The sequence below is a fragment of the Pacificibacter sp. AS14 genome, from assembly GCF_038899935.1.
Lineage (GTDB): Bacteria > Pseudomonadota > Alphaproteobacteria > Rhodobacterales > Rhodobacteraceae > Celeribacter.
In genome coordinates this window covers 142,923-165,012 of sequence record NZ_JBBMQI010000001.1, presented here as the reverse complement: position 1 = coordinate 165,012, position 22,090 = coordinate 142,923, and the positions used below count along the sequence as shown (strand labels likewise).

Genomic DNA, 22,090 nt, shown 5'->3' with positions numbered 1-22,090 from the left:
TACATTTACGAGCGCAACACGCCAGACACAAGGGATTTCCCCAAAATTTAGCCCGCACCCAAGAATGGATGCAGGCTGAACTCATATCGATCTGTATCAAAAACGGCAGTCCGAAACGTTTATCAAAGTCCCTTTAAAAAGGCGCATTGGCCAAACACGCCATTCCTGACAACCTGAGCATCTCTTAAAAAATGAAATCGCTCGCGCTGAGATCGGAAAGCCCCACGCCCTCTAGGGCAATTGGAGCGGAACCATCGACAATATAAACGGTTCCTGAAATCTCAAGCGCAGCCCCCATTACATCGCTGGCATCTTCGAACTTAGAATGATTTGAAAAGTCGAGCTTATCCACACCGGCGTCAAAATCTTTGACCGTGTCTGACCCAAAATTGTTACCAAAGACAAAACAGTCTGAGCCGTTGCCGCCGGTCAAGTTATCATTGCCTAAACCACCGCCAATACGGTCTTTTCCATCACCACCTTTTATGGTGTCGTTACCTGCATCTCCAAGCAAAGTATCGTCGCCCCAACTCCCATACAAGGTGTCGTTGCCACCTCTCAGGACATCTTTGCCACTGCCGCCAGCCAACGTATCATTTCCGTAGCCGCCATTTAGATAATCGTTCCCATTTTGGCCATTGAGTTTGTCATTGCCTCCCTGCCCATAGAGTGAGTCATTTCCGACACCACCGTTGAGCACATCGTTGCCCAAACCGCCATTTAGGCTATCAACGCCCCCCAAACCGTCGAGCGTGTTGTTGCCATCGTCTCCGGTCAAAACATCATTATGGGACGACCCACGCACTTGCTCAAAACCTGAGATAATATCCCCTGTGGCGGACCCTCCGCTGGCAGTTTGTTTGCTGAGATCTATCGTAACACCTGCACCACTGTACTTGTAGGATACGCGGTCATAACCTAATCCGCCGATCAAGACGTCGGCGCCAGCGCCGCCATCAAGCGTGTCATTGCCTTTATGACCCAAAAGGACATCATCATCATCTGCCCCACCAAACAAAATATCATTGCCAAGGCGGCCACTCAAAACGTCATTGCCGGAACCACCATACATTGTGTCATTGCCACCGTACCCCAGCAAGTCGTCATCACCGCGCAGGCCGTGCAAAGTATCGCTTTCGCTCGTTCCCAGCACAGTGTTGTCGCCACCGCCAATCTCAATCGACGTCAACGCATTGTCATCGGTGTTGGCGGATACGATGTAGTGGCGACCGTTGACAACCACATGGGTCAAATAGTCTGAATCATCCAAATACGTCGACGAATACAGGGATTCAGTTGGCGTCAAGGACCCATCATCAGAGATTGAAAATAGGACCAAGCCATCAGAATCAACAGACGCCGCCAAAAATGACACCCCATCAATTTCCATGAAGGTTAAGCCAAACGGATTTGATCCATAATTCAATCCGTCGTAATTGTTCAGATCAATTGTATTCACTACGGTCACAGTGCCGTCAGCTGCGACTTTATAAGTTATTATTTCTTCGTTGTAGCTTTCTGACGCAAACAAATACGTCGTTCCATTAACTGTCACAGATTCAAAATCAGAAATATAGTCGTATGACATAGGTATATCTTGAACAGACGTGAGCGTTCCTGAATTACTCAACTCGAACACAGAAAACCCTTCGGAGTTAGTATTCGATGACACATAGACGAAATGGCGCGTACCAACGGTGACGACATGCACAGCATAGGCATAATCAAGTTGTAAATCTTCATCATCGCTATCGAATACAGAATCTCGCAGCGTTAAATCACCGTTCCCTGTGCTTTCATACACACTCAGGCCGTCAGTATCGTAGGACGTAGACAAAATGAAATGCCGACCACTGATTTCAACATGATCCAAACTGTACGGTCTATCGAGCCCAAAGTCCGTTTTTGTGGATTCCAGCGTCAGATGACCATCGTTGCAGTCATCCAAAGAGCTAACTGAAAACGTCGTCAAGGTATTATCGTAACCACTGGCCACAGTCAGATAAACTGTTCCACCCTGTTCATATGCAACAAGCGTGTTAGCACCGTATAGGAACTGACTAACGCTGTTGTCGAACGCGGCATCGACCAACTCCATATCCCCATTGGCGTCGATCGACAGTACTTGAACACCATCGTAATAGCTGGCAACGAACAAATAAGTGGTGCCGTTAATTTCAAAACTCGTCACATCTTTGATGCCCGACAAAGCAGTGCCGGTCAGACTGTCATTAACGGTGTCAGCTACAACAAAATCGCCTACAAAACTTGGAAATCAAATCTCCTAAATGCAAGGCTGCGACCTTCCAAAATATAAATCGAAAAAAGTAGCAGCAAAAATTAATAAATATTGGTAAAAATTAGCCAAACCTGAAAAATTGTCTATCGATTTATGGGCCACCGCTTGAGCAATCAAAATCCACGCCGTTTGAAAAACGTCGTTCTTTTCGCCAATTCATTAGAGTTTCGATCAGATCGAAAAAAATGAATTTAAATCAATAATTTATATTCTGAACTCTGATCAGTTAACTTAATAAAGTCCACCCGAAGAAAGTGAATTAATCGTCGCTTTTTTAGGCACGGTGATCACCCGGCCTGCGCCTGTTTGCACATTACGCGTGCCGCCCGCTTCGGAAGCATCGGATGTATAGAGTGGCAAATCTGACCCCATTGCGAAACCACCATCAAAGGCTAAGCCAAACACCGGTTCTTCACCATTGCGGAAGTATTCGGCAACGACATTCGGGCCAGAAGCATCATCGGACAAGCGCGCGCCGGTGAAACGGTCAATTTTAATAAAACGACCCCCTGGAGGTACACGGAACTTACCTGAGCCATACTTAGCAACAGCTTTTTGCATGAACTCATTGAACACAGGCCCACAGAACCCGCCCCCTGATGCACCGGCCATAGACCGCGGCGTGTCGTAACCAATGTAACACCCTGCAACAATGTTCGAAGTAAACCCGACAAACCAAGCATCTTTGCCATCGTTTGTCGTCCCTGTTTTTCCTGCAACAGGCACGGAAAGGTTCACACGTCCTTTGGCAGTCCCTCGGCTGACGACGCCTTGCATCATTGATGTCAATTGATAGGCGGTAATCGCGTTCATCACGCGTTCTCGGTTGGACACAATTGTCGGCGCAAGGCCGGTATTGATATCAAGAAAGTCACATTCATTACAGATACGTTGGTCGTGGCGATAGATGGTTTTCCCCCAGCGATCTTGCACACGGTCAACAAGCGTCGGCTCAACTCGTTCACCACCGTTGGCAAACATCGCGTAGGCAGCCACCATTTTGAACAGCGTCGTTTCTTCAGCGCCCAAAGATGACGCCAAATACTGACCCATACGATCATAAACGCCGAAACGTTCCGCATAACTTGCAACCACATCCATGCCGACCTCTTGCGCCAATCGGATGGTCATCAAGTTCCGAGATTGCTCAATCCCTGTGCGCAACGGCGTTGGACCATAGAAACGTTTAGAAGCGTTCTTAGGGCGCCAAACGCCCTGCGGTGTGTTGATTTCAATCGGTGCATCCACAAGAATCGTTGCTGGTGTAAAGCCTGAATCAAGAGCCGCGGCATAAACGAAGGGTTTAAAAGATGACCCCGGTTGACGCGTGGCTTGAGTGGCGCGGTTAAACACTGAATTTTGATAGGAAAACCCACCCTGCATTGCGAGAACACGGCCGGTATTGACGTCCATCGCCATAAAACCGCCTTGCATTTCAGGCACTTGGCGAAGCGTCCAGCCAATGAAATCATCGGCACCGTTGTCACCAGACGTCAGGCGGCGCACGTGGACGACATCACCGCGCGTGAAGTTGTCTTTAAACGAACCTCTCATCCAGCCAATATCAGTTCGCGGCACAGAAGCCTCTCCAACTGTTTCGACCATAAGTGACATGGACTGATCGCCAACCGCATCGACAACCCCCACAAACCATTGGCTGTCCAATGAAATATCACGGGCCACTTGGACATTGCTCAGCTCTTCTTCCCATGAGCCATCGTCCAAAGCTGCAACATCAATGGTTTTGCCTGTGCCACGCCACAAACCAAGTTCGCGATCCAGCGTTTCCAAACGGTTTTGCAGCGCATGGGCTGCTTGCGTTTGCAGCTCAGGATCGATCGTCGCGCGAATGGACAAACCACCTTCGAAAAACTCATCCGCTCCAAAGTTCTTGGACAATTGCCGACGAATTTCGTCGGTGAAGTAATCACGTGGCGGCAAAGCTTTGCGGTAGCTTTCAAAATCACCATTTTGCACAGACCGGATCGGTTGCGCCTTGGCGGTTTCATATTGCTCTAACGAAATATACCCGTTCTCATACATTTCGCGTAGTGCCACGTTATTACGGCGGTCCAAAGCTTCGTCATAGTTTTTAACAGGATGGTACGAATAAGGCGCTTTGGGATGAATCGCCAAGAACGCGGCTTCTTCGATGTTCAACTCGCTCAAGGATTTGTTGAAATAGGTCTGCGCCGCAGCGGTCACACCAAAGGAGCGCGCACCCAAATCGATTTCATTCAGGTACAGCGCAAGGATGTCGTCTTTAGACAGGGTTGTCTCAAGGCGCGCCGCCAAGATGATCTCTTTGATCTTACGTTCAGCCGAGCGATCAGATGACAGCAAAAAGTTCTTCATCACCTGTTGGGTGATGGTCGAGGCACCGCGACAGCGCGCGCCCTGAGCACACTGCACAGCCGCTTTTATAATCCCCAAAGGATCGTAGCCCTTGTGGGAATAAAAATTCTTATCCTCTACCGAAATAAACGCGTATTTGACCAGATCTGGGATTTCTTCAGCAGGTGTGTACAATCGACGTTCGCGCGCGAACTCATCAATGATGCGCCCCTCGCCCGAATAAATACGGCTGATGGTCGGAGGCGTGTATTGCGCCAAGGTCTCGTGGTCCGGCAAATCGCGCCCGTACATCCAAAAGATTCCACCGATAACGGCAGCGCCCAAGAATGCAGCGGTGGTGATCCACGAAAAGATAGCCCCAAAGAAGGAAAAAATAAACCGTGCCAAATTGAGAGCCTTTCTCGCCACCGATCGCACGAGTCGTTGCTCGTGCCTATATCTGCCATCTTTACTTACACAGGGTCGCGACGCGGGTCAAAACCAACTGGCACGAATGTGAGCAGAATTGCGCTGCAAATGTGGGGAATATTCCATAGACCTTCGCAAATTTGCGAACATCAAGGTGCCAATCGCTAGTGACGCGTTTTAAGCGCGACACTGCTCTCCTCATCCACCCAAGCAAGAAGCGCATCACGGATCGCTTGAGCCGCTGTCTGTCGCCAGTCAAAATCCACCAAATTGGCGCGATCTTTTGGCGAGGATAAGAACCCCAACTCTAAGAGTATAGACGGCACATCCGCAGATTTGAGCACAGAAAAACCCGCCTCCATCCGTGGACGTTTGTGCATCTCAATTGTTTTTTGCAATCGTGTGACCAAGGCGTCCGCCAAACGATCTGTGCGCGGTTCGGTTTCAGTACGCGCCATATCCAATAAAACGGCCGCGATCACATCATCTTGATCACTCAAATCGACCCCTGCCAAAATATCGGCACGATCATGGCGTTCCGCCAGCTTCACAGAAGCTTCATCTGACGCGCGCTCGGCCAGCGTATAAACGGTTGCCCCTTCTGCGTGACCTTCGGAAAGGGCATCCGCGTGAAGCGAAATAAACACGTCTGCCGCCACTGCGCGGGCAATACTGATACGGGTTTCAAGCGGGACAAACGTGTCATCATCCCGAGTCAACACAACCTCAAACCCGCCAGCGCGCACCAAGACATCTCGTAACTCATGGGCAAACTTTAACACCAAATCTGCTTCATGAAGGCCGTCGCGCACCGCACCGGGGTCAATCCCACCATGTCCAGGATCAAGCACAACCCGCAAAGGCCCTGTTCCGATCGGCACGCGAGCAACGGGAGCAAGCTCAACTGGTTTTCCTGCCAACGGAAACTGAGCGGTTTCGGGCACACCAGATTGTGCGGCGAAATCACCTTCGCTCACAGGATCTAAACTGAGGTGTAACGTTGCGCCCTCAACGGTCCGCTGCATCTGCGCTGAGGTCACGGCTACAGGATGGGCAAGATCTAAGACCATGCGGGACCATCCCGGACGAAAACCACCGACCCTAACGGCGGTAACCGCCTCGGCTTGGTCAAAAGCGATCGGGTTAAAGCCGGTCCAGTCAACTTCGGCAAAATCAACAACCATCCGTAAGGGATCGGTCAAAGTAAAAATGCGGTACGGCACCGGTTGGCTTAAGGTCAGGGTCAATGTCGCCCCATGACCGTGATCCACAACACCTGCGCCGTCGCCGCCAACATGTGCCAAAGCGACAAAACTGTCTTGCGCAGACACACTCTCAAGCGTGAGAACACTGCACCCGCAAATCGCCGCTGTGATTAAACAGATTTTGGGAAACTGCATTTTTACCTCATCCAGACCTTATCTTAGGCCTTTGGACGTCAACTTAACGTGCAGATGAAAAAAGTTCTAGCCAAGAAGCACTGAACCCAATGTGATATGTCATCTCTCGCTGCGCAATTTCATAAAGTCGTTTAGGCGAAGAAGTCCTTCTACAATATCCTTGGTGGATCGCGCATAGGAAAACCGCAAGGTTTGCGCGCCACGCTGTTTGTCAAAATCCAACCCAGGCGTCACGGCGACGCCTGCGTGCTCCAAAATCTCAGCGCAAAAGGCGCGACTGTCGTTGGTCAACTCGGACACATCTGCATAGATGTAGAACGCCCCATCAGGCGGCGCGATTTTATCGAATCCCGCTTTGGGCAAGCCTTCCAGCATCAGCCTGCGATTTTCGGCGTACACATGGGTGTGCGCGTCACATTCAGCGCGCGACTGCAAAGCCCCCAAAGCCGCAATCTGCGCAGCATGGGACGGGCAAATAAACAAGTTCTGCGCCAGTCGCTCGATGACACGCACATGATCTTCGGGAACAACCATCCATCCCACGCGCCAGCCCGTCATGGAAAAATACTTGGAAAAGGAATTGATCACATAGACATCGTCAGAAATTTCCAAGGCCGACACCGCGCGTCCATCATATTGAATGCCATGGTAAATCTCATCTGAAATGAAGGACACATTCGTGTCGGCACAGGCATCGATCAAAGCGGTCATAGCGGTGCGATCCAGCATCGTGCCCGATGGATTGCCTGGAGAGGCCACGATCAAACCATCAAGCCCCTCAGGCAGATCACTGGGAACAGGCTGCAACCGGTTTTCCAGCTTGGATTGAATACCAATGGGCTCTAAATCGAGAGCGCTCAAAATTTGGCGATACGAGGGATAGCCCGGCTCCCCAAGCCCCACTTTGGCACCAGCATCAAACAAGGCCGTGAAGGCCAAAATAAACGCGCCTGATGACCCTGAGGTCACGATGACACGGGCAGGATCAAGGTCGACACCGTACCAGTCTTTGTACAAGTCTGCGATTCCCTTACGCAACTCAGGCAGACCCAAAGCGACCGTATACCCCAAGGGCCCCTGCTCCATCTCTTGGGCCAAGCGCGCGCGCGCCAAAGCAGGCGCCCCCGTTGCGGGCTGGCCCACTTCCATATGAATGATATGACGGCCCTCGGATTCGGCAGCGCGGGCAGCCTCCATCACATCCATGACGATAAAGGGGTCGACTGCGCTGCGGTGTGAAATTTTCATCTGCGGTCACTTTTGAAACGGGCATTTGCTTAGGGATGCCAGCGCGTGGCACAAAACGCAATGCCATGCCCAGCCATACTTTAGGGTTGCGGCATCCCGCCTCTCACAAAACTGTTGGCTGGACGCGACATTTATCTGTGCTAGACCTAGGTGACAGTTTAAAATGGAGAACCCAAATGCGTTTCACCCGCCCTTTTTTGACCCTGAGTGCCTGCGCGCTTACGGCTTTGTCTGTGGCGAGTGCCGCTTGGTCCAGCGATCTGACCGATTTGACTGACGCAGATCGTGACGCCTTTCGCGCCGAAGTGCGTGCCTATCTTATGGACAATCCAGAAATCCTGATGGAAGCCATCGCCGTACTTCAAGAGCGCAATGACCAACTTGCCGACGTGTCAGACAGCAACTTGGTGTCGGCCAATGCGGTTGCTTTATTCGAATCCCCTGAAGATTTGGTCTTGGGCAACCCAGAAGGCGACATCACTTTGGTCGAGTTTCTAGATTACCGCTGTGGATATTGCAAAAAAGCGCATCCGGATGTGGCAGCCTTGCTTGAAAATGACGGCAATATCAAATTGATCGTCAAAGAATTCCCTATCCTTGGCGAAGCGTCCGTTTTGGCATCGCGTTTTGCCATTGCGACCCATTTGGAGGCCGGCAATGAAGCCTATGCCCAAGTGCATGAGGCTTTGATGAACGGTGGCAACAACGTCACTGAGGGCAGCTTAAAGCGCCTATTGCGCGGCACTGATGTTGATGTTGACGCCGTAATCGAGCGGATGAATTCCGATGAGGTCACGCAAATCATCGCGCAAAATCATGCCCTTGGCCAAGCGATGCAAATCAACGGCACGCCAGCATTTGTGATGGAAACCGCAGTCGTCCGTGGCTATGTGCCTTATGACAGCATGGTCGAAATCGTAGCCGAGCTGCGCGCGCAAGGCTAAGGGCCCTAGCACATTCTATTTTAAAACGACAAAACCCCGCCAAGTAAGCGGGGTTTTTCTTTGGGGTATGGCCAAACTTACTCGGCTGCCGCAGCCTCTTCTTCGGCCATTCTTTTGGCAATCTCAGCGGCCTTCTTTTCGACCTGCTCAACGATATGTTCAACCATGTCCTCATTGGATTGCTTGTGCGATTGCTTGCCTGCCAAATACACCATGCCAGATCCAGCGCCGCCGCCTGTCCAGCCCACATCGGTCATTAACGCTTCCCCAGGGCCATTCACAACACAGCCAATGATCGAAAGGCTCATGGGCGTTTTGATATGTTCCAAACGCTTTTCCAAAGTCTCAACAGTTTTGATCACATCAAAGCCTTGGCGCGCGCAGGACGGGCAAGAGATGATATTCACGCCGCGATGGCGCAGGCCCAGAGACTTCAGGATTTCATAGCCGACTTTGACTTCTTCGACGGGATCAGCCGACAAAGACACGCGGATTGTATCGCCAATGCCCATCCACAAAAGCTGGCCCATACCAATGGAAGATTTGATCGTACCAGAAGTCAATCCGCCCGCTTCGGTGATGCCCAAATGGATCGGCGCATCCGTGGCCTCAGACAATTGCTGATAAGCGGCTGAGGCCATGAAGACATCAGAGGCTTTCACCGAGATTTTGAACTCGTGAAAGTCGTTGTCTTGCAGGATCTTGATATGATCCATCCCGCTTTCAACCATAGCATCAGGGCAAGGCTCGCCATATTTATCCAACAGATGCTTTTCCAAAGACCCTGCGTTCACGCCGATCCGGATCGCACATCCATAATCTTTCGCGGCCTTGATCACTTCTTTGACACGCTTTTCATCACCAATATTACCGGGGTTGATCCGCAAACAGGCCACCCCTGCTTCTGCTGCTTCAATGGCGCGTTTGTAATGGAAATGGATGTCTGCGACGATGGGCACCGGGCTCTCTTTGCAAATCTCTTTAAGCGCTTTTGTCGCCCCCTCGTCAGGGGCAGAAATCCGCACGATGTCCGCGCCCGCCTCGGCAGAGCGCAACACTTGATCCAATGTCGCCCGCACATCCGAGCTGTCAGTATTGGTCATCGTCTGAACCGAAATCGGTGCATCGCCCCCAACGGGCACATTTCCGACCATAATTTTACGACTTTCGCGACGGTAAATATTACGCCACGGGCGGATATGATTCAGGGACATGGGGCACCTTTCGGAACGATTTGCGTCTTTGCCCTATAGATAGTTTGTGGATGGTATGGGGGCAATGGGGCAAAGCGCACAATCGCAAACGGCACAGGTTTGACACGCACGCAGATACGACTCGGGCGAGGTCAGCTCAACCGCGATTGATATCCATAATAGTTTAACTATTCGGCAGCAGTGTTTTGAGCGACTTTAAACATCTCAGCGACAAAGTCATTGGCTGCAAGATCAACGGCCTCGAACGTGGCTGAAATATCAAGCTCCGACAAAGCGATGTTTTTCACTACAGAACCGGATTTCCCTGCAGGGCCGTAAGCTTGGCCGTTTAAAGCGAAATAGACACCACCACCATTGCCGGTGCGCAAACGCGGTGCATCTTCGGTCGCAGGCAACACATAGCGTTCGCCTGCATCAAGAATTTTCTCAAACAAAACAGAGCCATCCGCAGAACTGACGCGCACCCAAGACGGACGTACCGCGATCAAAGCCAATTCAGGTGCTGCATCTTCAACGACTTGAATGATTGTCTCCTCAGGCCCAGTCGTTACAGCACTGGCCAATTGGCGGGACATAGCGTTAAGACGATCTTCGGCGCTTTCTTGTACCAAAGCGCCACCGGTCCGTGGATCAAGCGACGCTATTGGGCCATCACGGGGCACAAGAACCGGCGTGGTCAAAGCTTGCGGGCGATAAAGACGGTCGAGCGCCTCAGACGATGAGGTCGTCAGCCCCACGCTTTCATTCAAACCGGCAAAGACAACAGAATCATTTGGCAGTGTCGTTGTTTCAGACGCCACACCGGGCGCTTGATCAACTGGCGCAAGTTGCACCTTTTGTATTTCTTGCAAAACTGACCAACCACCATAGCCAATGACCCCAACAAGTGCGAGCAAAACCGCAGTGGAGCCAATAGCGCCAGGTTCGATACGCGCCAAGAAGCTTTCGCCACGCGGAACAAAAGAGGCGTTAGGATCAGAATATGGATCGTCGGATTTACGCTTTGACGCAGCCAATGCCATCGCAGAGGGCTTGCGTACAGAAGAGGCTTCGGGCGACATACCATGTGCCACAGCAAAGCCGCTTTCTGCACTAAAACGTGCGAAAGCCCACTCAGGATCAAGGTCGAGATAGCGCGCGTAAGAACGTACATATCCCGCGATAAAGCCTTGGGTTTCAAAAACGGAAGGATCGGCGTTTTCAATGGCAGCAACATAAGTCGCTCTGATTTTCAATTCTCGTTGAACATCAAGTAGGGATTTGCCAAGGGTTGCACGTTCCCCGCGCATGACGTCACCGAGCTTCAGCTCAAAGTCGTCAAAGCCGCGTGGCTGCTGTTCTTCCTCGACTGGAGGTGTGCTCCACCGCCCCAACATCCGCATACCTAGATTGCCCCAATTCGATTCAGCGATTCGTTCGCTATATCTCTATTTAATTAGCATATGGTCAAAGGCGGCGCACAGAGTCAAAAGCGGTTAACCCGCCAATTCGGCACGATTCAGCGCACAATGAGACCACAGGTTGTCCAATGCGCTCACCAAAGTATCCATTTCAAACGACCCGTGAACTGGAGAGGGTGTAAAGCGCAACCGCTCTGTGCCACGTGGTACTGTTGGGTAGTTTATTGGCTGCACGTAAATGCCAAAGCCTTCGAGCATCATGTCGGACATAAGCTTTGTGTGCTTGGGATTTCCAACAATCAACGGCACAATGTGACTACCATAATCAACGATCGGCAAGCCTAGCCCCTTCAGGCGCAGTTTAAGAATCTTGGCTTGGGTTTGGTGTTGTGCGCGCAACGCCTGATCCGTTTTTAGATGCGCAATTGAAGCCGCGGCCCCTGCAACAACTGCAGGCGGCAACGAGGTGGTGAAAATGAATCCAGGCGCATATGACCTAACAGCGTCGCACATTTTCGCGGATGCCGCGATGTAGCCGCCAAAAACGCCAACAGCTTTACCAAGGGTGCCATTAATGATGTCGAGACGATCCAGCAGACCATCACGTTCTGCAACCCCTGCCCCGCGTTCACCGTACATACCAACGGCATGAACTTCGTCGATGTAGGTCAGCGCGTTGAATTCGTCCGCAAGGTCGCAAATGTCTTTGATCGGACCAAAATCGCCATCCATAGAATAGATCGATTCGAAGGCAATCAATTTGGGGACGGATGGATCGTCCGCTTGCAACAATTCACGCAGGTGTTCGACATCATTGTGACGGAACACACGTTTTGCACCACCGTTGCGGCGCACGCCTTCGATCATTGAAGCATGATTAAGTGAATCAGAATAGATGATCAGCCCAGGAAAAAGCTTTGGCAAAGTCGACAAAGTTGCGTCATTGGCAATATAGGCCGATGAAAACACCAAGGCTGCTTCTTTTTGATGCCAATCGGCCAGCTCGGCCTCAAGCCGTTTGTGATAAACTGTCGTGCCAGAAATATTACGGGTGCCGCCAGAACCAGCACCCGTTGCATCAACGGCTTCTTTCATTGCGTCAAGAACCACAGGGTGTTGCCCCATGCCCAGATAGTCATTGCCGCACCAAACTGTGACCGGCTGTTTTGTTCCATCTGGCTTGTTCCATACAGCATGCGGAAAATTTCCACGCTCGCGCTCGATATCAATGAACGTCCGGTAGCGATCTTCGTCGTGCAGACGTTGGAGCGCTTCATCGAGCTGTGCAGTATAGTTCACGGGTCGTCCTCTCATTCGGTCTTTCATCGCCTTTTACAGCGGCTGATGCTCAACTTGCGAAACATATTCAAAAAATGCAAGATATTTAAGCATTCTGTGCAGCAGCAATATTAACTCGCTTTGGTGTAGCTTCTAACAAAAACATTTAGGAATGATCTATATCAAACTTCCCCCCGCGACTGGACACCGCAGTTAGGCACGGTAAGTTGTGACGAAATTCCCCTCTTTGTCCAAAAGCGAGTCTCTTATGACCCCCCAACTCTCTCCCGTTTTGTCTCGTATCGACGCAGACTTACCCGCGTCGATGGATCGTCTCTTGGACCTCATGCGTCTTAGATCGATTTCGACTGACCCAGCCTATAAGGATGACTGCGCAGCAGCCGCAGATTGGCTTGTCGCTGATCTATCCTCTATCGGCATTGATGCGAAAATCTATACCACACCGGGGCATCCTATGGTGATGGGGCATGTCGATGGGCCAAAAAATTCAAATGCACCGCACTTGGTGTTTTACGGACACTACGACGTTCAACCTGTTGATCCTATTGACCTTTGGACGAATGACCCTTTTGATCCCCAAATCGAGAACACTGCAAAGGGACGCGTCATTCGCGGGCGTGGGTCATCTGATGACAAAGGCCAGTTGATGACCTTTATTGAGGCCTGCCGCGCATGGAAAACAGAGCATGGCCAATTGCCTTGCGAAATTACATTCTTCTTTGAAGGTGAAGAAGAAAGCGGGTCTCCGTCGCTGGTGCCCTTTATGGAAGAACATAAAGACAAGCTTAAAGGCGATGTGGCCTTGATTTGCGACACCGGTCTTTTTGGCCATGACACGCCCGCAATTGTCACCATGTTGCGTGGGTTGATGGGCGACGAGATTACAATAACCGCAGCCAATAAAGATCTGCACTCTGGCATGTTTGGAGGAATCGCGCGCAATCCCATTCGCGTTTTAACCAAAATCCTTGCCGGATTGCATGACGACTCAGGCCGCGTCACGCTCCCCGGATTCTACGATGGCGTACCTGAACTGTCTGATGACCTACGCAGCCAATGGGAGGCCTTAGACTTTAATGCGGAAGCATTCTTGGGTGAAGTTGGTCTGAAAAACCCCGCTGGCGAAGAAGGGAAAACAGGGCTGCAAATGATCTGGTCCGAACCCACGCTTGAATTCAACGGCATCATTGGCGGCTACACTGGCGAAGGTTTCAAAACGGTGCTGCCCTCACAAGCCTCGGTCAAACTGTCAGCACGTTTGGTCGGCGATCAAGACCCGCACAAGATTCGTGCCGCTTTGCACGACTACGTTTGCGCCAATTTGCCAGACGATTGCACAGTAACCTTCAACCCGCACGGGGCTTCAAAAGCTTCGACCATGGCGACAGATCACCCAGCATTCGAGAAAGCACGTGTGGCCTTGTCCGATGAATGGCCAAACGAAGCCGCATTTATCGGCTGTGGCGGCTCTATTCCCATAGCCGGTCACTTCAAACGTATCGTTGGCGTTGATGCGATGCTGGCTGGCTTTGGCCGTGATGATGACCAAATCCATTCGCCAAATGAAAAATACGACGTGGAAAGCTTTCACAAGGGCATTCGTTCTTGGGCCCGCATTCTAGATGCAGTGTCGAAAGACTAACTCATAAATATGTTAAGCGCGGGTCCTGGCAAGATATTGTTCAGCATCCGCGCGCGTTTCCAACATCGTCTCTACGCCGTTGTGCAACGCAAAAACGACGCCTTGATTGTGAGAAAGCCGGGCGATGTCAGGTACATCCAACCCGCACACAAGACCGCGTAAAAACGCGGAAACAACCCCATGTGAAACAATGACCGTTGGCCCGTTCAGGGCAGTCAATGCGCTGCGGCACCGCGTCTCAAGGGATTCGCCGCCTTCCCCATCCGGGGCTGACAAAAACAGATCAAACATATCCTCTTCGGCCGCTGATCCGCCGCGCTCTGCCACGATATCACTGCGCAGACGTCCCTCCCAGCTGCCAGCAAACACTTCTTTGAGAAAATCATTTCGCTGTACGGGATAACCGTCTGCGGCAATCACAGCCGTATCCCACGCACGACCCAAAGGACTGGATAGAAAATAGATCTGTGGAAAAGTCGCGAACACGGGCTTCAATATATCGCGTTGCAAAAAGGCTTGGGCCTGACCTTTTGTCGTCAATGGGCTGTCGAGCTGCCCTTGCAAGCGCCCTTTTAAATTCCATTCAGTTTGGCCGTGCCGCAAAAGAAAAATGGGATGTTCAATCATGCAAATGAGGTAGCCTTTCAAAGAATGTCGCGCAACGAAAAAAGGCACACCTTGCGGCATGCCTTTGAATTTCGGTGGTGGGTCGTGAGAGGCTCGAACTCCCGACATCTTCGGTGTAAACGAAGCGCTCTACCAACTGAGCTAACGACCCGCCGTGGCGCGGTATTTAGCCCTAGGACGGGCATGATGCAAGGGGCATCATGCCACTTTTTTAGCTTTCTGTAGTTTCAGCGGTTTCAACATCTTCAATTGATGCCTCTTCGCCTTCAACAGTTGGCTTTTTACCTGCAAGCATGCCTTTGGCGCGGCGCAGTTTGGCAATCAAAATGAACGCGTTTCCGATCTCTTTTTGACGATTGATCGACAGTTTACCAAGAGGCGGCAGATTCATCTCTGTGCCCTCTTGCATAATGTCGCCCATTTCTTTGAGCATGGCATCAACCACTTTTTTGGTCATGCCTTTACGGACACCCGATGCCTCAGATACGCGTTCGATGAATTCTTTTTTCTTTACAACATGCACAAGGCTTGCTTCTGGCGCTTCGACTTCAGCGGCAGGTGTAGATGTTGCAACAGTTGTCGGAGCCATGACTTCGGCGGGCTCTTCTGTCGTGATCGTTGTCGTTGTGCGGCGGGTTGCCATGATTCAGACCTTTAGGTTGTTTCTTTTGTAGAAACATTAACCTTTCCTCTACCCCGGTTGCAAATGGGAAATAGATCAAAAGCCTCACCAATTCACATTGGGCACAAATCAGGCAGATATAAGACAGTTTTCACACAAATTGGCTGAAGATGACGCGAAATTCTAAATATTTTGTAAAATATGGAAAATGCTCTTGCCATATAAAATGTGTTAAAATTATGAAAAGGCGCTCCATTTTCAGGAACGCCTTTGTTTCAAAACAAGCACCAAATTCGCGTTGAAATTACATCAAGCGAGGCCCAAGGCTAATGAGCGACTGGAGCTACCGCAGCAGCTGGCGCCGTTGCCTTAGCCAATCGGGCAGCATCATCGGCATCATGATCCCATTCAATTGGCTCTGGCGCACGCACCAAAGCGTGTTTGAGAACCTCAGAAACATGGGTCACAGGAATAATTTCCAAACCCTCTTTGACATTATTAGGAATGTCCGCGAGATCTTTGACGTTTTCCTCGGGAATCAACACCGTGGTGATGCCCCCGCGCAAAGCCGCCAAAAGCTTTTCTTTCAAACCACCGATGGCCGTCGCATTGCCGCGCAAGCTGACCTCGCCCGTCATCGCGATGTCTTTGCGCACTGGAATTTTGGTGAGCACCGAAACAATAGTCGTAACCATGGCCAGACCTGCAGAGGGTCCATCTTTCGGCGTCGCCCCATCTGGTACGTGGACGTGAATATCCAAGGTATCAAACACTGGAGGCTTCAACCCGATCTCAGGTGCGATTGAGCGCACATAGCTGGACGCCGCGTCGATGGATTCCTTCATCACATCGCCAAGCTTACCTGTGGTTTTCATCCGACCTTTGCCAGGCAGACGCAGCGCTTCGATTTGCAACAAATCGCCGCCCACAGATGTGTAGGCCAAGCCAGTGACAACACCGATTTGGTCTTCTTTCTCGGCCAAACCGTAGCGCATCTTTTTCACGCCCAAGAAGTCTTCCAAATTGTCAGGCGTAACATGTACGGACGTCACTTCTTTCTTGACGATTTTGGTCAAAGACTTACGCGCGACCTTGGCCATTTCACGTTCCAAATTCCGCACGCCCGCTTCACGGGTGTAGTAACGAATCAAGTCGGACACAGCCGCGTCAGAGATTGAAAACTCGTCTGCTTTTAGCCCGTGATTTTTGATCTGTTTGGGGATCAAATGCTGTTTGGCGATCTCGGCTTTTTCGTCTTCGGTGTAGCCAGACAATGGAATGATTTCCATCCGGTCCAACAATGGACCGGGCATGTTGTAGCTGTTGGATGTGGTCAAGAACATCACGTTGGACAGATCGTATTCGACCTCCATGTAGTGATCTACGAAAGTGGAGTTTTGTTCTGGATCCAGCACTTCGAGCATCGCAGATGCGGGATCTCCACGCATATCTTGCCCCATCTTGTCAATTTCATCGAGCAAGATCAGCGGGTTGGTGGTTTTGGCTTTTTTCAACGCCTGAATGATTTTACCGGGCATCGAGCCGATATACGTCCGACGGTGACCGCGGATTTCAGATTCGTCACGCACGCCGCCCAAAGAGATGCGAATAAATTCACGCCCCGTGGCTTTGGCTACGGATTTACCAAGCGAGGTTTTACCCACACCAGGAGGGCCCACAAGGCACATGATCGGGCCTTTGAGCTTCTGGCTGCGCTGCTGCACCGCAAGGTATTCAACGATGCGTTCTTTAACCTTTTCAAGGCCGTAATGATCTTTATCCAGCACCTCTTCGGCACGTTTCAGGTCTTTTTTAACGCGGGATTTGACGCCCCATGGAATAGAGAGCATCCAATCCAAATAGTTGCGCACCACCGTGGCCTCAGCCGACATAGGGCTCATGGATTTGAGTTTTTTTAGCTCAGCTGCGACTTTTTCAGATGCTTCTTTAGAGAATTTGGTTTTGGCAATGCGTTCTTCAAGCTCGTTGATTTCGTTCGTGCCGTCCTCACCATCGCCAAGTTCTTTCTGAATGGCCTTCATTTGCTCGTTCAAATAGTACTCGCGCTGAGTGCGCTCCATCTGGGATTTGACGCGCGTTTTGATCTTTTTTTCGACCTGAAGCACGGACATTTCGCCCTGCATCATCCCATAGATCGCCTCAAGGCGCGCCTCAACAGACAGGGTTTCAAGCAAGTCTTGCTTTTGCGCCACTTCGACACCCAAATGTCCCGCCACAAGATCGGCAAGTTTACTCGGGTCTTTGGTGTCGTCGACGGCTGTCAAAGCCTCTTCGGGAATGTTCTTTTTGATCTTGGCATAATGCGCGAACTCTTCCGCTACAGAGCGCACCAAAGCGATTACAGCGGCGGGATCGCCTTCGACTTCGAACAGTTCGGCTGTCGCGGCCTCGAAAAAACTATCATTTTCAACAAATTCAGTGATTTGGACGCGCTTATCACCTTCGACAAGCACTTTCACTGTGCCATCAGGCAATTTGAGCAATTGCAAAACATTCGCCAAAACGCCCATGCGGTAAATGCCGTCGGCTTCAGGGTCATCGACGGATGGATCGATTTGAGCGCTCAAAAGGATTTGTTTGTCTTGCGACATCACTTCCTCAAGTGCTTTTACGGATTTTTCTCGGCCCACAAACAGGGGCACGACCATATGGGGGAAAACCACAATGTCGCGCAAAGGCAGTACGGGATATGATTGAAGTTGCTCGTGCATTTTGTGTCCTTATTTTGCAAAAGAACCGGATCCCGCTTTGCGGCAATCTTTGGCCCTTTCCTGACTTGGTTCATCACATTTGGGGCCCTGCGCCCCCAATTTCAACCAAGTGCAGTTGGATTTGGACTTAGTTTGCCCGCCTTCGCGCCCACCCGCAAGCACTGAAATAGCTTAATTTGGCAAGAATTAGCAAAGTTATCGTTAATCTTTTAAGCGCGCCAGTGATGCTAAGACGGGACCAAAGCCGCCACAGGCGTGCGTAACGACTATTTCGCCGACGCGCCAATGGTACACTGCGCAATCTGGTGTGTTGCAGCTATTGGCATTGCGCAAGCGACGGTCACGTTCGGAATTTTCCCCATTTGCGACTGCGCCGTCGCGTGTTGGAAAATCGCGTCAGACTCGATCTGCGCTTGGGTCGCCTTTGCGCTTTTGGGCATGGCAGCAGACAATTGCAACGTCGACGCCAAGACACATATACAGAACAGGCCGATAGCCAAACCCCAAATTTTCGATACGGACATGATAAACTCCTGATTGATCTGATGCTTCAGAGCTATCCAGAGGGTTGGTCCGAAATGTGGCGAAATCCAGATAGATAAAGACAAGGATAACAGTGAGTTAAATAGAAAATTTTATCTAAATTTCCATAAAAAAGGCCGCTCCAACAATATGTGAGCGGCCTCAATAGCTTGCGTTAAATGTCGCGTTTACAGCGGCGCGATGTCGCCCTCAGCGCGCATGGCGTGAAACTCAGCTTCCCACGCGTCAAACGTGCCAGCAGCAATCGCATCACGCATGCCTTGCATGAGATCTTGGAAATAATGCAGGTTGTGCCATGTCAAAAGCATGCCGGAAATCATTTCGTGGGACCGGTAGACGTGGTGCAAATAGGCACGCGAATATTGCGTACATGCTGGGCAAGTGCAGGCCTCATCCAAAGGGCGCGGGTCGTCTGCATGACGCGCGTTTTTCATATTGATGGCGCCACGACGGGTGAACACCTGACCATTGCGACCAGAGCGTGATGGCAGCACGCAGTCCATCATATCAACGCCGCGTTTCACAGCACCCACGATATCATCAGGCTTGCCCACACCCATCAAATAGCGCGGTTTATCGACAGGCAGATAATCAGGCGCGTATTCCAACACGCCAAACATCGCCTCTTGTCCCTCGCCCACAGCCAAGCCGCCAAGTGCGTATCCGTCAAACCCGATATCAACCAGCGCTTTGGCACTTTCTTCACGCAACTCAGGCGTCACGCCGCCTTGCATGATGCCAAACAACGCATGCCCAGGACGATCACCAAAGGCATCGCGCGACCGCTGTGCCCACCGCATCGACATGCGCATGGACTTGGCCACAACTTCGTCATCGGCAGGCAGCGCTGGGCATTCATCGAAACACATCACAATGTCAGAGCCGAGCAACTTTTGGATTTCCATAGAGCGCTCAGGCGTGATGACATGTTTGGACCCATCCACGTGCGACGCGAAAGTGACGCCTTCCTCGTTGAGTTTGCGCAAGCCAGCCAAGCTCATCACCTGAAACCCGCCGCTGTCTGTCAAAATAGGCCGGTCCCAGTTCATGAACTTGTGCAGGCCGCCCAAACGATCAATGCGCTCCGCCGTGGGGCGCAGCATCAAGTGATAGGTGTTGCCCAGCAAAATATCCGCGCCTGTCGCGCGCACACTTTCGGGCATCATCGCTTTGACCGTGCCAGCCGTGCCAACAGGCATAAAGGCCGGTGTGCGAATGTCGCCGCGCGGGGTTGAGATCACGCCCGTGCGGGCTTTGCCATCTGTGGCATCGAGGGAAAATGAGATTCGTTGTGTCATAAGAAAACGACTTAGCGCGAAATGCGCGCTTGGGCCAGAGAGGGTGTTGCACACCAGACTTGCCCATGGGCCGTCATCTAGAGTCACTTCTAGAATCGACCCTTGCCGTGCCAGTTCTAGACAGCAACCTTTTACGTATTAAAAAATGACACCTTACAGAGTGGAGTGTGTCTCATGCCGAACGAATCCCCAAAAACAGTTTTTGGCTGCCTGTATCAACTCGTTGCTGATGCAAATCTTTCTATTGTATTTATCGAAGGCGAAGGCTTGGGTGCAATTTTACTCACAGTTATCGCGGTGGCTCTAATCGCAAGCCCTAGTTTTAAAAAAGCGAGCCTTGTCTCACTGATAAAAGCTTGGCGCTCAAAGCAATGATGCTTGATCTCTTTACTGGGGCTGGAGGGATACAATTGGCTTGCCCCCTCACCGCTGTCGTTGATCGCAAACAAGCGTGAACCATCTAGAGACGCAAAAAGCCCGCCTGAACATCAGACGGGCCTTTCTTTTTATGTGACAACCAGTTCAGACAGGACCGCTTAGTCTTTGTCTTCTGGGATAGCCAAAGACAGAATGATCGCCGACAAGCCCGCCAAGGTGATGGGTGCTGCAAACACCTGTTTCATGAAGGTTGGCAAATGCTGTGTGGCATCAGGCACCAAGGTCACGCCCAAAGCGAGACCAAAGGACACTGCCATGATGTAAATGCGGCGCAGGGTCATCTCTTGGGACGCAAGGATGCGAATGCCCGCAACCGCGATAGAGGCGAACAAGACGACTGTGGCCCCACCCAAAACGGGTTTAGGGATGATCAAGAAGAACGCGCCAATAATCGGGAACAGCCCCATCAGTGCCAACATGCCACCGATCCACATACCGACATGGCGGCTGGCCACGCCTGTCATTTGGATCACGCCATTGTTTTGCGAAAACGTGGTGTTCGGAAAGGTGTTGAACACAGCAGCAATCGCAGAGTTCACACCATCGCCCAAAACACCGCCCTTGATGCGGGTCATGTAGACATCGCCCTCAACAGGTTCGCCTGAGATCACAGAGTTCGCAGTCAAATCGCCAGAGGTTTCAATCGCTGTGACGAAATACAAAAATGCGATGGGCAAAAACAAAGCAAAGTCAAAATTGATGCCGTATTTAAATGGAATGGGCAAAGCGAACAGTTGAGCACTGCTCAGAGCGCCAAAATTCACCATGCCAAAGAAGCTGGCAACAACCGTGCCCACAACAAGGCCAATCATGATGGCAGCGATGCGCAACATCGGATTGCCCATGAAAGTCACAATCAAAATCACGGCCACAACCAAAAGACCCAAAAGCAAGAACAAAGGCTTGCCCAAATCTTCGCCCGCACCCGCGCCACCGGCAAAATCGGTAAAGCCCGCTTTGATCAAGCTTAGACCAATCACGGTGATCACAACACCTGTCACCGTTGGCGTAATCACGCGTTTAAGTTTGTCCAAAAACTGCGACAGGATGATCTCGACCACAGAGCCAGCAAGGCACAGGCCGAAAATCATCGCCAAAATATCTTCAGGTGTGCCACCTTGACCTTTTACCGCAAACCCAGCCGCCAAAATGGCACCAAGAAAGGCAAAAGACGTCCCTTGGACGCTGAGCAAACCAGATCCAACAGGCCCGACACGTCTACATTGAATGAAGGTCGCAATCCCAGAGACGAAAAACGCCATCGCGATGAGATAGGAAACATGTTCCCCCAGCCCTAAAACGCCACCAATGATCAAAGACGGCGTGGCGATACCAACGATGGACGCCAAGACGTGTTGAAAAGCGGCCAAAGCGGCTTTGGGTGGCGGTGGAACGTCGTTTAAATTGTACACCAACTGTGAATTTTGTTCTGACATAATTTTCCCCTTTGTCGTATTTTGAAAGTTTGCGCGCGGATAAGACGTATGAAAAGGCCTTGGCCCTGAGGGCTTAAGTTACCCTTAGGGCAACGCCTATTTTGGTCTAAATGTTAGGCAAATCTGCAAGAACAACGGCGCATTCGCTCAATTTATTCGCAAAATCAGGTCTTCAAGCAACACAA

The 22,090-nt window shown here is 51.1% G+C and carries 16 protein-coding genes and 1 tRNA gene; 3 read left to right on the top strand and 14 right to left on the bottom strand.

What is annotated here, in order from left to right:
* Positions 1-184: 184 nt before the first annotated feature.
* The 4 genes from WNY38_RS00835 to WNY38_RS00820 form a co-directional block, all read right to left on the bottom strand.
* Positions 185-2,209, bottom strand: a complete 2,025-nt coding sequence (locus WNY38_RS00835; protein WP_342855421.1) for a hypothetical protein — start codon at positions 2,207-2,209, stop codon at positions 185-187.
* A gap of 321 nt (positions 2,210-2,530) precedes the next feature.
* Complete coding sequence (locus WNY38_RS00830; protein WP_342855420.1) at positions 2,531-5,041, bottom strand: PBP1A family penicillin-binding protein; 2,511 nt, start codon at positions 5,039-5,041, stop codon at positions 2,531-2,533.
* 185 nt (positions 5,042-5,226) lie between these two features.
* Complete coding sequence (locus WNY38_RS00825; protein WP_342855419.1) at positions 5,227-6,462, bottom strand: N-acetylmuramoyl-L-alanine amidase; 1,236 nt, start codon at positions 6,460-6,462, stop codon at positions 5,227-5,229.
* Between the two features lie 99 nt (positions 6,463-6,561).
* Positions 6,562-7,710, bottom strand: coding sequence for an aminotransferase class I/II-fold pyridoxal phosphate-dependent enzyme (locus WNY38_RS00820; protein WP_342855418.1), 1,149 nt, complete (start codon positions 7,708-7,710; stop codon positions 6,562-6,564).
* 176 nt (positions 7,711-7,886) lie between these two features.
* On the opposite strand from WNY38_RS00820, the gene WNY38_RS00815 reads away from it, so the two are divergent.
* A complete protein-coding gene (locus tag WNY38_RS00815; RefSeq protein ID WP_342855417.1) occupies positions 7,887-8,654 on the top strand; it encodes a DsbA family protein in 768 nt (255 codons plus the stop codon).
* A 77-nt stretch (positions 8,655-8,731) separates the two neighbouring features.
* Here the strand turns inward: WNY38_RS00815 and ispG are convergent, their stop codons facing one another.
* The 3 genes from ispG to hemA all read right to left on the bottom strand — a co-directional run bounded on the left by ispG (position 8,732) and on the right by hemA (position 12,567).
* Positions 8,732-9,868, bottom strand: a complete 1,137-nt coding sequence (gene ispG, locus WNY38_RS00810) for a flavodoxin-dependent (E)-4-hydroxy-3-methylbut-2-enyl-diphosphate synthase (RefSeq protein ID WP_342855416.1) — start codon at positions 9,866-9,868, stop codon at positions 8,732-8,734.
* Between the two features lie 167 nt (positions 9,869-10,035).
* Positions 10,036-11,244 carry a RodZ domain-containing protein gene (locus tag WNY38_RS00805; RefSeq protein ID WP_342855415.1) on the bottom strand — a complete coding sequence of 403 codons (1,209 nt, stop codon included), beginning with the start codon at positions 11,242-11,244 and terminating at the stop codon, positions 10,036-10,038.
* A 99-nt stretch (positions 11,245-11,343) separates the two neighbouring features.
* A complete protein-coding gene (hemA, locus tag WNY38_RS00800; RefSeq protein WP_342855414.1) occupies positions 11,344-12,567 on the bottom strand; it encodes a 5-aminolevulinate synthase in 1,224 nt (407 codons plus the stop codon).
* Between the two features lie 247 nt (positions 12,568-12,814).
* Here hemA and WNY38_RS00795 point away from each other — a divergent pair, with 247 nt between their 5' ends.
* Complete coding sequence (locus WNY38_RS00795; RefSeq protein ID WP_342855413.1) at positions 12,815-14,209, top strand: M20/M25/M40 family metallo-hydrolase; 1,395 nt, start codon at positions 12,815-12,817, stop codon at positions 14,207-14,209.
* A 12-nt stretch (positions 14,210-14,221) separates the two neighbouring features.
* On the opposite strand, the gene WNY38_RS00790 is transcribed toward WNY38_RS00795, so the two are convergent.
* The 6 genes from WNY38_RS00790 to tgt all read right to left on the bottom strand — a co-directional run bounded on the left by WNY38_RS00790 (position 14,222) and on the right by tgt (position 20,031).
* Positions 14,222-14,836 carry a histidine phosphatase family protein gene (locus WNY38_RS00790; RefSeq protein ID WP_342855412.1) on the bottom strand — a complete coding sequence of 205 codons (615 nt, stop codon included), beginning with the start codon at positions 14,834-14,836 and terminating at the stop codon, positions 14,222-14,224.
* A gap of 75 nt (positions 14,837-14,911) precedes the next feature.
* Positions 14,912-14,987: transfer RNA gene (locus WNY38_RS00785), tRNA-Val, on the bottom strand.
* Positions 14,988-15,047: 60 nt separating this feature from the next.
* Entirely contained in the window at positions 15,048-15,479 is a 432-nt protein-coding gene (locus WNY38_RS00780) for an HU family DNA-binding protein (protein ID WP_342855411.1), read from the bottom strand.
* Positions 15,480-15,784: 305 nt separating this feature from the next.
* Positions 15,785-18,190 (bottom strand): endopeptidase La, encoded by a 2,406-nt coding sequence (lon, locus tag WNY38_RS00775; RefSeq protein ID WP_342855410.1) that lies wholly within the window; start codon positions 18,188-18,190, stop codon positions 15,785-15,787.
* Positions 18,191-18,456: 266 nt separating this feature from the next.
* Positions 18,457-18,714: a hypothetical protein gene (locus WNY38_RS00770; RefSeq protein ID WP_342855409.1), complete on the bottom strand. Its 258-nt coding sequence runs from the start codon at positions 18,712-18,714 to the stop codon at positions 18,457-18,459.
* A gap of 186 nt (positions 18,715-18,900) precedes the next feature.
* Positions 18,901-20,031, bottom strand: coding sequence for a tRNA guanosine(34) transglycosylase Tgt (gene tgt / locus WNY38_RS00765; protein WP_342855408.1), 1,131 nt, complete (start codon positions 20,029-20,031; stop codon positions 18,901-18,903).
* 174 nt (positions 20,032-20,205) lie between these two features.
* On the opposite strand from tgt, the gene WNY38_RS00760 reads away from it, so the two are divergent.
* Entirely contained in the window at positions 20,206-20,406 is a 201-nt protein-coding gene (locus WNY38_RS00760) for a hypothetical protein (RefSeq protein WP_342855407.1), read from the top strand.
* 161 nt (positions 20,407-20,567) lie between these two features.
* Here the strand turns inward: WNY38_RS00760 and WNY38_RS00755 are convergent, their stop codons facing one another.
* Positions 20,568-21,905: a nucleobase:cation symporter-2 family protein gene (locus tag WNY38_RS00755; RefSeq protein ID WP_342855406.1), complete on the bottom strand. Its 1,338-nt coding sequence runs from the start codon at positions 21,903-21,905 to the stop codon at positions 20,568-20,570.
* Positions 21,906-22,090 lie beyond the last annotated feature (185 nt).

Excerpts from the sequence above, each read along its gene's own strand:
- WNY38_RS00825 (WP_342855419.1), bottom strand. The coding sequence starts at position 6,462 with ATGCAGTTTCCCAAAATCTGTTTAATCACAGCGGCGATTTGCGGGTGC.
- WNY38_RS00820 (WP_342855418.1), bottom strand. The coding sequence starts at position 7,710 with ATGAAAATTTCACACCGCAGCGCAGTCGACCCCTTTATCGTCATGGAT.
- WNY38_RS00815 (WP_342855417.1), top strand. The coding sequence starts at position 7,887 with ATGCGTTTCACCCGCCCTTTTTTGACCCTGAGTGCCTGCGCGCTTACG.
- ispG (WP_342855416.1), bottom strand. The coding sequence starts at position 9,868 with ATGTCCCTGAATCATATCCGCCCGTGGCGTAATATTTACCGTCGCGAA.
- WNY38_RS00805 (WP_342855415.1), bottom strand. The coding sequence starts at position 11,244 with ATGTTGGGGCGGTGGAGCACACCTCCAGTCGAGGAAGAACAGCAGCCA.
- WNY38_RS00795 (WP_342855413.1), top strand. The coding sequence starts at position 12,815 with ATGACCCCCCAACTCTCTCCCGTTTTGTCTCGTATCGACGCAGACTTA.
- WNY38_RS00790 (WP_342855412.1), bottom strand. The coding sequence starts at position 14,836 with ATGATTGAACATCCCATTTTTCTTTTGCGGCACGGCCAAACTGAATGG.
- WNY38_RS00780 (WP_342855411.1), bottom strand. The coding sequence starts at position 15,479 with ATGGCAACCCGCCGCACAACGACAACGATCACGACAGAAGAGCCCGCC.
- lon (WP_342855410.1), bottom strand. The coding sequence starts at position 18,190 with ATGCACGAGCAACTTCAATCATATCCCGTACTGCCTTTGCGCGACATT.
- WNY38_RS00770 (WP_342855409.1), bottom strand. The coding sequence starts at position 18,714 with ATGTCCGTATCGAAAATTTGGGGTTTGGCTATCGGCCTGTTCTGTATA.
- tgt (WP_342855408.1), bottom strand. The coding sequence starts at position 20,031 with ATGACACAACGAATCTCATTTTCCCTCGATGCCACAGATGGCAAAGCC.
- WNY38_RS00760 (WP_342855407.1), top strand. The coding sequence starts at position 20,206 with ATGCCGAACGAATCCCCAAAAACAGTTTTTGGCTGCCTGTATCAACTC.
- WNY38_RS00755 (WP_342855406.1), bottom strand. The coding sequence starts at position 21,905 with ATGTCAGAACAAAATTCACAGTTGGTGTACAATTTAAACGACGTTCCA.